General features: G+C 57.2%; 8 protein-coding genes. 2 read left to right on the forward strand and 6 right to left on the reverse strand.

The window, feature by feature from the left end:
- Positions 1-9 precede the first annotated feature (9 nt).
- Positions 10-2532, reverse strand: coding sequence for a hypothetical protein (locus tag ACIQT8_RS20900; RefSeq protein WP_400969172.1), 2523 nt, complete (start codon positions 2530-2532; stop codon positions 10-12).
- Positions 2533-2726: 194 nt separating this feature from the next.
- On the opposite strand from ACIQT8_RS20900, the gene ACIQT8_RS20905 reads away from it, so the two are divergent.
- Positions 2727-4007, forward strand: a complete 1281-nt coding sequence (locus ACIQT8_RS20905) for an ABC transporter substrate-binding protein (RefSeq protein WP_138792758.1) — start codon at positions 2727-2729, stop codon at positions 4005-4007.
- A gap of 253 nt (positions 4008-4260) precedes the next feature.
- On the forward strand, positions 4261-6177 hold the full coding sequence (locus tag ACIQT8_RS20910) for a phosphatase PAP2 family protein (protein WP_400969176.1): 1917 nt from the start codon (positions 4261-4263) through the stop codon (positions 6175-6177).
- Positions 6178-6232: 55 nt separating this feature from the next.
- Here the strand turns inward: ACIQT8_RS20910 and ACIQT8_RS20915 are convergent, their stop codons facing one another.
- The 5 genes from ACIQT8_RS20915 to ACIQT8_RS20935 all read right to left on the reverse strand — a co-directional run bounded on the left by ACIQT8_RS20915 (position 6233) and on the right by ACIQT8_RS20935 (position 12543).
- Positions 6233-7456, reverse strand: a complete 1224-nt coding sequence (locus ACIQT8_RS20915; protein WP_400969179.1) for an MFS transporter — start codon at positions 7454-7456, stop codon at positions 6233-6235.
- Positions 7456-9894 carry a TonB-dependent siderophore receptor gene (locus tag ACIQT8_RS20920; RefSeq protein ID WP_400969181.1) on the reverse strand — a complete coding sequence of 813 codons (2439 nt, stop codon included), beginning with the start codon at positions 9892-9894 and terminating at the stop codon, positions 7456-7458. Before ACIQT8_RS20920 ends, ACIQT8_RS20915 begins: the two co-directional genes overlap by 1 nt.
- 107 nt (positions 9895-10001) lie before the next feature.
- Positions 10002-10955, reverse strand: a complete 954-nt coding sequence (locus tag ACIQT8_RS20925) for a FecR family protein (RefSeq protein ID WP_400969233.1) — start codon at positions 10953-10955, stop codon at positions 10002-10004.
- Positions 10956-11049: 94 nt separating this feature from the next.
- Positions 11050-11556, reverse strand: a complete 507-nt coding sequence (locus ACIQT8_RS20930; RefSeq protein WP_400969184.1) for an RNA polymerase sigma factor — start codon at positions 11554-11556, stop codon at positions 11050-11052.
- Between the two features lie 204 nt (positions 11557-11760).
- Positions 11761-12543, reverse strand: coding sequence for a 2-keto-4-pentenoate hydratase (locus tag ACIQT8_RS20935; RefSeq protein WP_400969187.1), 783 nt, complete (start codon positions 12541-12543; stop codon positions 11761-11763).
- Positions 12544-12573 lie beyond the last annotated feature (30 nt).

A 12573-nucleotide genomic window follows, 5' to 3' on the forward strand; every position in this document is an offset into this window, starting at 1 on the left:
TGTGTCCGCTCATGAATAGAAAAGCTGGTGGGCATTGCTCGCAGCGCTCTTATTGCTGTCGAGCGTCAGTTCGGGCTGGGGTTGCTCGTGATCAAAGGCCATTGCCTTCTCGCCAATGGTGAATACGCCGTCCCATGAAAGACTGATTTGAGGGCTGCCGGGCGGGGTCGCCGTCAGCACGCGGCGGTCGGCATCAAATACGACCTCCGTTGCAAGCACACTGGTGCGGAAGCGCGAGAAATCCTCTTGATCGCCGCATCCTATGATACCGATCCAGCCGCACCGTTTCCCATGGGAGCGCACTTCGCGTCCGGCGGTCGCGCCAGTCATGATCGCTTCAAGGCCATTGCTTGCATAAAGAGCGGCAAAGCCGCGGCCAGCACGGGTAATCAGCCAGTTGCCGTCCTGGATTGTCTCATCCAGTCCGTCGCGCCCGAGATAGGCGTGTGTCCAGTCGTTACGATGATCGGCCGTATCGAAAATCAGCATTGCCAGATCACGGTGCTGGGCAACGCGGGGCAGAATGCCGCTTCCGGCCCAGTAGGATGGGCGCTGTGTTCCCCAGGGATCGTCTTCGCCGGGATGGTTGACCCAGAGCCGCGCCATCGGGTGGCCGGCAAGCTTGATGTCCATGACGTGCTGCTGGTGGCCCTTACGCCCGGTTTTGTGGTCCACCACGGTTGAGAGCTGCGCTGCCTCGTTCTTGAAGAGCACAAGTTTACCAGCCTCGAGACCCTGCGCGTACCTCGCCTCAATCACTCGGTTTTCATCAAGTGCAGCGAGAGAGGTCAGCCGGGTAGGAGGCAGATAGCCGCCGCAGCAGAACATCGGAAGCGATGCAACGCCACCATTCAGCCAGCCCTTGCCAAATGCGACCTGGGCAAAAGGAGCAAGCTCGGTGAGAGGACCGGCGCGTAACTCTTTGTCGTAGGCGCGCCCCTGAGACCCCGAGGGAACGCCATTCAAGGTGTGGAGCGCGATCATCTCGAATATGAGATCAAGCTGATGGCGCGCACGGGCGGCAAGCTCCGGATGAGCCCAATGTTCGATGGCAAGCAGCCCGATGAAGTCCACCGGGTAGTAGGCGGCCGAATTCCATTCGGCGAGACCATGCTCCTCCACACTTTCGAACCAGCGGGCAAGGCGCTCGGAAGCAAGCGCGGACTGCTGGCGTCCGGTGCGGCCGGAGGCGGTAAATATGGCATCAGGCAAATAATCACCTGCCAGCAACTGGCTGGTGTGAAAGCACAACACATGGTTCTCACTCCAGAACCACATGACATCATTGCCGGGTTCATCCACCCAGTAGCGGTAATTGACGATTGACTGGTTGATCCTGGCCACGGTCTCGACTGGCAGCCGGTCGCCATAGGCGCGCACAAGCCATAGAAGCGGCACAAGAACAAAGTCCGAGCAATCTTCTCGCGCGTCGATCGAATGAAGCGTCGATGTGATGATCCCGTCGATCGTCTCGTTGTCATCGCTACCGGTCGCGACCATCGCAAGCGCCCGTCCGATGCGCCAGGCGCCGTACCGTGCGCTGAATGAGAGGGCTGCTGCCTTTCTCGCCTCGATCTCGTCGCCTGCGTCGACCGGGTCGAGATTGCTCATGAATGCAGCGTCGATCGACCGGGTGACAGTCCCTGTACCCGAGCCGATTGTGACCTTCACGCCATGATAGCCATCCGCAATGCCGACAGTCTGGGGTATTTTGAGCGAGGTTTGCCCGGGCGTCAGTACGGTTTCGATGCTGGCGAGAACGGCGCGATCATGGCCATGACTTGTGACTGCGACTTGGATTGGTAATGGCTTGTCGGTCGCGGCGTCGAAGACAAGTTCGAGCGGCGTGTCGACAAAGACATCGAGCGCCGGCCTGATGTCGCGCACAAGAGCGGCAAGCCGGCTCGTCTCGTCCCTGTCGAGGGCAACAGGAAGAACAACCGTCAAGGCATGGTTGTCGATGACCTCCAGTTCAAAGAACCAGATGATGTCGCGCTCGGCCAGATCCTCGCAATGGAGGAGGATCTCGTTGTCTCCGGCCTCAAGGCGAAGGCTGATATCGCATTTGTTTTCGACGTTACGGATGAAGGGTTCAAACCGAACCTGTTCGACCCCGTTGACCCAGATCCGAACGCCCCCGCAGGTCGCAAGCCGCAGATCAACGGTACGGGCCGTTTCAGTGCGAAACGTTCCCTTCAGCCAGCGGCGGACATGGGTCGGGACATGCCAGAAGCCTGTAAACTCGACGCGGCGGTTCGAACCCGGCAGGTTGAGATGAGAATGGGCCCAGTCTGCGTCGGGCGCGATGTTGCGGCCGATCATTGTGCTTTGAAAGGCTTTGCGGCAGGGCAGGTCACCGACATCGACGAAGCCGTTGATGAAACGATAGTTGACGCGGTCTTCGGCCGGCGCAGCAATCCCCGGAAATGCGGTCTCGATCAGATGCGAGACGACCCAGGCCGTGACGGTGTCACCTTTTTCAACTGTATATGTGGGTGCCGAACGTGTCGCCACAAAGGGCTCATCAGTCATAGTGGATCGCCTCCCGTCGATCATTATGAAAATAATTTCACAGAGCGGAATTTGCGAATGCGGTCCGAACTGTCGAATTTATTGGGAAGAAACAGCTTGACGTTTGTTCTGTCAAGTCGCAAAACATCCGAAATCGAATTGATCAGAGGAGCTTCGGTTCGATTTGTGAAAAAGTTTTCATTGGGAGGTTGTGCATGCTGAAGTTGTTTTCGGGCGTCAGCGCCCTTGCTTTTGTTACGCTCGCGAGCTTGTCTGCAGCGCAGGCGGAAACCAGAACGATCACGTTTCTATTCACCGATGACGATCAGGGCTATGTGCAACGGATGGCCGCACTCAGCAAGGAGTTCGAGGCGGCCAATCCGGACGTTAAAGTGAATTTTGTGTCGTCGGGTTATGACGCTGTCTCCAAGCAGTTGCCCGTACAATTGGCCGTCGGCGAGGGACCTGACGTTGCCAAGATCACCGATTGGCAGCTCGCACCCTTTTATCTCGACATGCGGCCTTACATGAAAGACCCGGAAGGTTTTGCAAAGCTGCATGGAACGAGCCTCGACCGTCTTCGCCTGAAAGGCATCAACGATCCGCAGTCGCTTAATGGCTATATCGCCTCGCAGACCTTCAATCTTCCATTCGTCAACAAGACATTGTTCGAGCAGGCCGGCGAGCCGGTACCTGGACCAACGGCCAAATTCAGTGAGATCGTCGAGGCCTCAGCTCGTGTTGCAAAAGCAACCGGCGTACAGATCCCCTTCACCATGGACCGTTCCGGCCACCGGTTTTCTGGCGGTGCCTTTTCCTATGGCGCATCCTACGTGAAGGATGGCAAGTTCAGCTTCCCTGACGATGCGACGAAAAAATATATCGCCGACGTCTATTCCTGGACGCAGAACGGTAGCTTCCCCAAGGAGATGTGGGGCGCAGCCGGCGGTTCGCAGTACAAGAACATGGGCGATGAATTCGTCAACGGAAATGTCGTGACCTATCTTGCCGGCAACTGGATGGTGAACCCTTTCCAGAACAAGATCGGTGATGCCTTCGAGTGGGCTGCCCTTAGCGCGCCTTGCGGCGAGGCCGGTTGCTACACCATGTCGGGTGGCACGGCGGTTGTCGGTTTCAAGCGCACCAAATATCCTGAGGACGTGGCGCACTTCATCGAGTTCCTCGGCTCCGAAAAGGTGCAGCGTGAAATTGCTGAAAACTACGTGGTCCTGACGGGCGCCGAAATCACCGATCCGCAATACAAGCTGAAGAGCGAAGACGCCAAGGCAGCGATGAAGGTCTTCCTCGACAATCAGAAGAACGTACCCCAGGCCGCACGCGAATTCGAACATTCGAAGGGTAGCACTGCCGTCTACCAGCAGATCGTGCAGCGCATGAGCCAGCTTATCGTCGGTGAGCTGACGCTCGACCAGACCTACAAGGTTCTGGAAGACGACGTGGCAAAGATCAACGAAGCCGTTGCCGTCAAAAAATAATCACTTCGAAGCTTAAGGCGGCGCTACGGCGCCGTCTTATCCTAGATCGCATGCGACGGGACTGTTGTCAGTCTCGCCGGGCAACCCCGTTTGGAGCTGCTCTCCGGACAAATCTAAGGCGCAGCAGCGCTTGTTGTCCTTTGTCTCAAAACTGCAATCTCGACGAACTAGAGCTCCCGGCTACAAGCCGGAGATTGATTCCGGCTGTCTTAGTAGATTGCGTAACGCTTAAAAAATCATGGGATTCAACATCATGGCCAGACTGAACTCGTATTTTCCGCCCCTGCGGCTAACCTTGCTTGCTACCGTCTCTCTCCTGACCACTGTTGCAGGTGCCGGTGCATTCGATAATAGCGCACCACAAGGCCAGGGCTATTCGATTTTGGTGCCGGAGCCGGCCACCCCGTACCCGTTGCCCTTCGCGGACAACTACCGCAACCAGACCGGCAAAAACGCCGAGGGCAAGGATGTTAGGGCCTATGATGACAAGGATAACCCGGTCATCGACATCCTCTCAGGCTTTAACCGGATCTGGACACTGGGCGATGAAAAATGGGCTGATGGTGGCGCGAATGGCGACGGCCCGACCGACTTCAGTCACGTCAGGATCGTCGATCCCGCAGTCTGGGAAGAGAATATGCGTTACGTTCTCTCCGTAACCGGCAAGAACAGAACACCCGAGAGAGCTTTCGCGGCGTATATGAATGACCGCCGTTCGCAGGGTTACAGCGTGATCGAGGGCATGGGCCCACTTGCTCAATGGTATCGCGAGGGTGCCGGTGCGACGACAACGATCAATCACACGCTTGCGGATTTCAATCCGAACGAGATTATCGAACGCAAGGAAGACGACAAGGGTACGGAAGCCGGTGCGCCTGATTCCGAACTCAATGATTTCGTTGCATTCATGAAGGTGATGAGAGGCCCTGAAGGGACCACTTCGCCGGCCAAATATTTCTATTCCTCACCACGTCCCTGGCGCATGAACGACAAGGGTGAGGTCAACGAGACCGGGACCGAGACGATCGGTGACCGGAAGTTCGAGGCTTACGAGAATGATCCAGGCGTGATTGTCCCGGCATTGAAATATGCCCGCGAAAATCGCGGACGCCCGAAAGACGGTGGGTTCCCGAGCGGTCACACCAATGCCGCTTATCTCGCTGCCATCGCCTATGCCTACGCAGTGCCAGAGCGCTTTTCCGAGTTGCTGACGATGGCTTCAGAACTGGGTGAGAGCCGGGTTGTCGCTGGCATGCATTCGCCTCTCGATGTCATCGGTGGCCGGATCTCGGCAACCGCCATGGCTGCCGCAATGCTGCAGGACCCCAAAAATGCAGATGCCAAAAAGGCGGCTTATGACGAGTTGCAGGCCTATTTCAAGAAGCGCCTGCCGGAGGGACAATCTTTGCTGGCCTTCGCCCACAGCCAGGACGCAAGCCTCGACCGTTTCGTGGATGAAACGGCCAACAAGGCCGATTACCGCGAACGGATGACATTCTCCTTCAGCCGCAAGGCAGGGGTTGGTCATGCGACGATGATTGTTCCGAAGGGTGCAGAGGTTCTTCTGGAAACGCGGTTGCCCTATCTCGACGTTGCCCAGCGCCGGGCAGTACTCTTCTCGACGGGGATCGAGGCGGGTTATCCATTGCTCGATGACAGCAATGGCTGGGGTCGCATCAATCTCGTTGCTGCCGCTGCCGGTTACGGTTCGTTTGACGGCGACGTCCACGTCACCATGGATGCTGCTGCCGGTGGCTTCAACGCGGCAGATCGCTGGACAAATGACATTTCGGGGGCAGGGCGCCTCGTCAAATCGGGAAGCGGCGCCCTCACACTGAGCGGCAACAACAGCTATAGCGGTGGAACTGTGCTGAACGAGGGAACGCTGGTCGCAGCATCAGCCAATGCCCTTGGTACCGGCACCCTTGTCATCACGAGCGGAACGCTTGCTGTTGATCTCTCTAACGGCCCTGTTGAGATCAAGGGCCACGCGCAAATCGACGGTGGAAGCCTCCACCTTAAGTTTGATGGTGCAGCGCCATCTGCCGGAACCCGGTTCGAGGTTTTGAGAACGGACGGTCTTGCCGGAACCTTTGCATCGATCGACAGTGGTGATGTGAAGCTACGCCCGGTTTACACCGGTTCGACACTGTCTGTCGTTGTCGAATAACCATGAACGTGCAGGGCGCGTCCTCAATAAGACGGGCCCAGCAATCCTATAATCCTCAGCCTTTCTGCCGTCGCATCAGCAGAAAGATGACCGGTGCTGCGAGCACTGAAACGATAGCGGCCAGGCCGAACGATGCCTGATAACCGAAGCGCTCTGCGATTGCTCCCGCACCAAGGCCTCCCGCCATGCTGACAATACCGTCCATGCACTGGAAGAGTGTAAAGTCGACACCCGCCTGACGTGGATCTGACCAGCCCATGAAGCAGGCATAAAGCGCAACAAAGCCGATGGACATGATGCCGGATGAACTTGCGACTGCAACCGTCATGACAATCCATTGCGAGATGTCGCGGTGGACGCTGAGATAGGCAAAGATGCAGAGAAGCGCCGTTTGCACGAAAATCGCGATCAGCAGGACGCGTGAGGCACCATAAAGCCTCACCAGTGTCCCGCCGAGCAAGGCGCCAGCGAAACCGACGACCATACTGCCAACTCCGTTCAGCGCGCCGATGGTTGCAAGATCAAAGCCGTAATCGACCAGAAACGGCCCGAGCATCGAGAGCCCCCATTTCTGCGCAGCGACATAGACGGCGGCGACGATGAGACCGGTGCGGACCTGTGGTCTTTTGAGCGCATTTCTGATCGATGGCAGATGGTCACGGGTCTGTACGGTTGTCTTTGAAGCAGGCCCGAACAGAAAGGGCAGCGCGAGCAGAATGACAAGACCACTCATAACAAGGGTGGCGCACGTCCAGCCTGAACGTTCCACCAGCACCAGAAAGAGACCGGCGCCAATGGCCGAGCCGAGGTAGGAACCTCCAACCTGGGCGGCATTTCCCCAGCCGTGATGCTCCTCGGCCAATGTCTCGACCGCATAACCATCACAGGCGATATCAACCGTAGCCGTCACGAGCGCGATCACCGAAAGGATCGCGATTGCTATGCTTACGGGAGAGGGACCCGTAAAAGCGAGCACGGCAAGACCGATAGCGCAGACAGAGATACCCGAGCCTACGATGAGACGGGATCGGTTTTTCCCAACCGGCGGAAGGCGATAACGTTCAACGTGAGGCGACCAGAGGAACTTAAGCGTCCAGGGCAATACAGTCAGATAGAGAAGACCAATTTGATCGAGCGGCAGTCCAGCGCTTCGCAGAACTGCCGGCAGGCCGAGGAAGGTGAGGCCACCGATGACGCTTTGCCCGATATAAAGTCCGCCAACCGCCACAAAGACGGCGGTTGGGGACGGATTGGTGGCGGTTGGGTTCTGCTGCAACATCAGAACCGGTACCGGATGCTGCCGACGATCTTACGTCCCTCGTCAAAGTAGCAGAAGCCTGTGGTGCAGACCTGTTTGACGTCATCGAGCAGGTTCGTCGCATTGATCTGCAGGCGAACGCCCTCAAGCGATGGCACAGCCTTGCCGAGATCATAGCGCAGCGACGCGTCGAGGAACGTGCGTGCCTCATTATCGAGGATCGGCGTATGCTGGTTGTCGCCGAAGCTCGATCCCACGTAGCGTACGCCTGCTCCCAGGCCGAGGCCTTCGAGTGCTCCGGTCTGGAATTCGTAATCCGCCCAGAGCGAGAAGGTGTGGTAAGGCGACGAGTTCAACTGGTTGCCTTGAGTTTCGGGGGTGAGGCGCGTGATCTCGACATCATTGTAGGAATAGGAGGCGATCAAGCTCCAGCCATTATCAAGCGATGCCGTGGCTTCGAGCTCGATACCGCGCGATCTGAGGTCGAGCTGGCGCAAGAGATTGATACCGGAAGAGGTCTCATAGACCGTGGCGTTGTCCTGGTCGAGATTGAAGAAGGCCGCGCTGAGAAGAGCATTGTATTCCGGAAGGGCATATTTGACGCCGACTTCATACTGCTTGCCCACGGTCGGCTGCGCCTGACCCGTGACGGTTCCCGTGGTGATGATGACACCCGGATTGGCGACGAAGGATGTGCCGTAGCTCACATAGGGCATCAGGCCATTGTCGAACACATAACCGAGGCTTGCGCGTCCGGTGGTTCTTGTGTCGTCGCCATCATAGGTTGGGGTGGCGGCCGCACCCACGGTTTGGGCCTGATAGGCGGTATCCAGCCAGTCATGCCGAATACCCGCCGTCAACCGCCAACGGTCGATTTCGATCTGGTCCTGGGCGTAGATACCGAACGTGTTCATGCGCTGGTTCAGAACCAGCGAGACATCGGGAACATAGGTAAAGGTATCGGTGAATGGTACTGCGCCACTGCCCTGTTTTGAGGAGTAGGTCATGTGGCTGAAGTCGACACCCGTTAAGAGCGTGTGTTTGGCAGGGCCCGTGTCGAATTCGGTCTTCAGGTAATTGTCGGCAGAAACGCCTTCATTGTCCTCGATTGTGATGCCCGGATAATCTGCAAAGACCCATTGCTGGTCTGCCGAGAGCCCTGAGTACCTCGCCTTGCTGTAGAAAGTCACATTGTCGTTCAGTTGATGCTCGAACTCATAGCCGATACGCCATTGTTTTTGCTCGAAATCATTAAACCGCGCGTCACCGCCATAAACCGGTGTCGCACCGATCGATGTGCCGCTGGCGCCATAGTTGTTGATGAAACCCCATGTGCCGCCAGACGTACCATCCATGTATTCGCCGAGGAGTGTAAGCTTCGTTCCCGCATCCGGCTGGAAGGTGAACGCTGGCGCAATGAAGAGCCGGTCATCCTTGATGGCACTGATTTCGTTCCTGCCGTCGCGTGCGACACCGGTCAGACGATAAAGCATAGTCTTTTCATCGTTGACGGCGCCTGAAAAATCGAACGCTCCCTGTACACGGCCGAAGGAGCCATATTGGAATTCAACCTCGCGTAAGGTCTCCTCGGTCGGACGCTTCGAAACGATGTCGACGATGCCTCCGGAACTGCTTGCGCCGTAAACGGAAGCGGCCGGACCGCGCAGGATTGAGACGGCTTCTACGCCATAGGGCTCGAGGCGTGCACTGCCGTTCTGGCTGCTGACCTGGCGCAGGCCATCACGAAAAATGCCTGTTGTGCTGAGATCGGTGCCGCGCACCTTGAAGGCATCGAAACGTGGCTCGGCGCCATATTGGCCGATGCGCGCGCCCGGGGTGTAGTTCAGCGCTTCGGAGAGGTTTTGCGGTTTGATATCGTCAAGCTGTTTACGGCTGACAGTGGAGATCGACTGGGCCGTCTCCGCGATCGGTGTATCGGTTTTGGTCGCGGTACGGCCGGATTTTCCGACGTAGCCATTGGTTTCAAGTACCTCCTTGGCGCCTTCAACCCCCGTTCCCTGAACGGTGATCGGCGAGAGAACGATCGAACCGGGGGCAGCAGACCCCATCTGAAGGGATTGATTGGCAGGATCAAAAATACGAACCGTATTGCCGTCTGCAAGAGTGTAATTCAAGCCGGTCCCTGCCAGGAGGCTGTTCACCGCGGAAGCGATGCTCAATGTGCCATTGACGCCGGAGGTATTGCGCCCCCGGGTAATGGCCGAGGGATAGACCATGCGCAGGTTCGCCTGTCGGCCAAATGAAAGGATGGCATTTTCGAGGGGGCCAGCGGGAACGGAGACCGTGACCGTCTTCGATGCGGCCGCCGGCTGAGGTGCTGCCGTTTGCGCCCATGCAGTTGTCATCCCTGCACCACCAAGACCGAATGCGACCATGCCACCTGCGACCGCCGTCGTCGTCAGCCAGAACCGGCCCCGACCGTGCTTGCCAAATCTCATATCATTCCCTCTCACTCATGATGTCAGGCCGCCGAGCAAGGCCGCAGCGGTTTCTGATGGGATAGAGTGAATAGGGAGCGCGCCTCCTGACGTGCTTCTTGAAAAAATTATCGCGACCTGACGATAATCAGCATGCCGGAAAGCCGTGATACCGTTACTGGCAGGCTGTCTTCCAGAATGTTTAAAGCCTGATCCGTATTCTTGAGATCGAAGATACCTGAAACGCGTTGCTCTGCTGCCCTGTCATCAAGAACGAGAATTCGGCCGCGACGATATTGTGCAAGCACCTCGAGAACCTCGCGCAGGGGCTGACCGGAAAAAACCAGCTTGCCCTCACGCCATGCCATGCTGTTTGCCACATCTTTGCGACTGCGGAGCAGTTTCCCGTCTTTGCCGAGGGTTGCTGCCTCGCCGGGTGTGAGAACAGTGACATCGCCGCCGGTTGCGACTTCAACCCGGCCTTCCTCGACCTGAACTTCCTGCGGTAAAGCTCCACCGGCGGTGCGGACCGAATAATGGGTGCCGAGCGCTTTGGCAGTGAGCGATCCATCGTCAACGACGAACGGCCGGGAAGGGTTTTTGGCCACATCGAAATAGGCCTCACCGCGCAGCAGGGTTATCCGGCGTTCCCTGTCCGAGTAGTGAACGGTGATAGCTGTGTCGGTGTTCATGCTGATGTTCGTGCCGTCTTCCAGTTTCAACAGTCTCGTTTCGCCGACTTCGGTATAGTAGTCGGCTTGCCACTGGTCGATGAAGCCGCTTTGATGCGCATAGAGTGCCGCAAGCCCGATAACGCCGATGCACGCCAGACCTGCCAGGATCGCTCGACCCGAGCCGCCGCGTTTTTTGTCCGTGGCTGGCAGAAGCTCTATGTTACCAAGGTCGCTCCAGAGCGCGCGCATCTCCACAAAAGCGGTCACATGGGCAGGATCCGCTTTCAGCCAGTTCTGGAAGCGCTGACGATCGTCCTCTGTCGCATCGCTGGATTGCATGCGTGCGAGCCAGAGAGCTGCCTCTTCAGCCAAACGGTCATCAATGAGACCCTCCGGGCGCTCGTTCATATCCTGCACTGCCGTTCCTGATGGAGTTATTGATGCCGCATTACATCCTTTTCTACTTCTAGAGTGGAAAAGGATGCCAGCACCTGATGTCCGTTTACATTTTTATTTGTGCACGGACCTGTCGGCAGTGAAGTAATGCCTTGATGATGTGCTTTTCGACCATATTACGGGAAATATCGAGCCTAGCAGCTATCTCGCCATTGGAGTGGCCGTGCAGGCGACTGAGCACAAAGACTTGCTGGCAGCGCTTGGGCAAAGCCTCGATTGAGCGGGCCATCAGGATTAGATGTTGACGACCGGCGACAATCCGCTCCGGATCGGGCTGGTCGCATGGAACGGCAAGACCTGCCTCTGGAGGCGCAAATAACGGCCGTTCACGTGACTGGCGTTTAACCGTTACGTGGGCGACGGATTTGGCGATCTGGAAGAGGTATGCCTGAGGATTTTCGATCAGCGTCGCGTGCGATACTTCGAGCGCCCGCACCAGGGTTTCCTGCAACGCATCGGCGGCATCATCCCGGTTGCCCAGACGCCGGCGGAAAAACCGCATAAGACGGTTTTCCTCCTTGGCATCAAAAACCTGCAACAGCGTTTTGCTCATCAATCACCCTGATCGGTGCGGTCGCGTTTCACATGGCGAGTACCGACTTGGCCGACACCCCTTCATATGCGAAATATGACAACTCTAGTCATATTTACAGCGTGTGAGCATTGCATGCCAACCGCGGAAAACACGGTCAGCAAACGGAGCTCACGTTTCAGTGATGAATGTTGCGCGATTGCATCAAACCTTTGCGGGTAAGTTTCAGTGTTTCGTCTTAAGGACGAAGCTGCCGACCGATGCGAGGTCGATTGCCGTCAAAGCGGTGAGAGCGGTCGGGATAGCTCCACAAAGACTGCCGGTAGTGATCACCTGTCCGCGATTGAGCATGCCACCTTTGTTCAGGGGCGCATTGGCAAAGGCGACGAGCGGCGCCAGCGGATCGATATTGGGATGCTTTACCTTTGCGTCAAACAGAGTGGTTGTGCCTTCGGTGATTGTGAGCTGTGAGAAAGGCGCGCTCTCCCGCGCAAAATTGTCGATCACAGTCGCGTCGATTTGAGGCCCGATTACAAATCCTTGGTTGGCGAGACGATCCGCGAGAAAAAGCGGGAAGGGGACCTGGTTTTTCTCGACCAAACGATAGCCCAGGAGTTCCGCACCAAGGTAGACCTTGTCGATGAAGCCAAGAATGTCGTCTCTGGTCAGTGGGGTGTCGCCTGATGCGGGAATATCGGATGCGAGCGTGACACAGATCTCCACCTCAAGCCCTTCGATCCCTTTAGCAGGAAATGTTGCGAGTTTGTCGTCAGTCACGCTGTAGCAATCGACCATCGGTGCCGCAATCGCAGTGCCATCGGGACGGATCGCCAGTTTCCAGCCGTCCACGCTTTTACCGATAGCGGCCACGAAGGCGCGCTGAGCGTCCATGGACTGCTCGAAACTGTCGGGGATAAGCCCTTTGGTCTCGAGCGTCGCGAGGGGGATTTTCTTGCCTTCGATATCTGCTGCTGCAAAATTCCGAGCAAGCTCATCAATCATTGCCATTCCCGTCATCATCCTCTCTCCTGATTGCGG

The sequence above is a fragment of the Agrobacterium sp. NPDC090273 genome (assembly GCF_044772305.1).
Taxonomy (GTDB): domain Bacteria; phylum Pseudomonadota; class Alphaproteobacteria; order Rhizobiales; family Rhizobiaceae; genus Agrobacterium.

Bases quoted from the DNA above. Each gene is read 5' to 3' on its own strand.
- ACIQT8_RS20920 (WP_400969181.1), bottom strand. From the start codon at position 9,894: ATGAGATTTGGCAAGCACGGTCGGGGCCGGTTCTGGCTGACGACGACG.
- ACIQT8_RS20930 (WP_400969184.1), bottom strand. From the start codon at position 11,556: ATGAGCAAAACGCTGTTGCAGGTTTTTGATGCCAAGGAGGAAAACCGT.
- ACIQT8_RS20905 (WP_138792758.1), top strand. From the start codon at position 2,727: ATGCTGAAGTTGTTTTCGGGCGTCAGCGCCCTTGCTTTTGTTACGCTC.
- ACIQT8_RS20935 (WP_400969187.1), bottom strand. From the start codon at position 12,543: ATGGCAATGATTGATGAGCTTGCTCGGAATTTTGCAGCAGCAGATATC.
- ACIQT8_RS20910 (WP_400969176.1), top strand. From the start codon at position 4,261: ATGGCCAGACTGAACTCGTATTTTCCGCCCCTGCGGCTAACCTTGCTT.
- ACIQT8_RS20915 (WP_400969179.1), bottom strand. From the start codon at position 7,456: ATGTTGCAGCAGAACCCAACCGCCACCAATCCGTCCCCAACCGCCGTC.
- ACIQT8_RS20925 (WP_400969233.1), bottom strand. From the start codon at position 10,955: ATGAACGAGCGCCCGGAGGGTCTCATTGATGACCGTTTGGCTGAAGAG.
- ACIQT8_RS20900 (WP_400969172.1), bottom strand. From the start codon at position 2,532: ATGACTGATGAGCCCTTTGTGGCGACACGTTCGGCACCCACATATACA.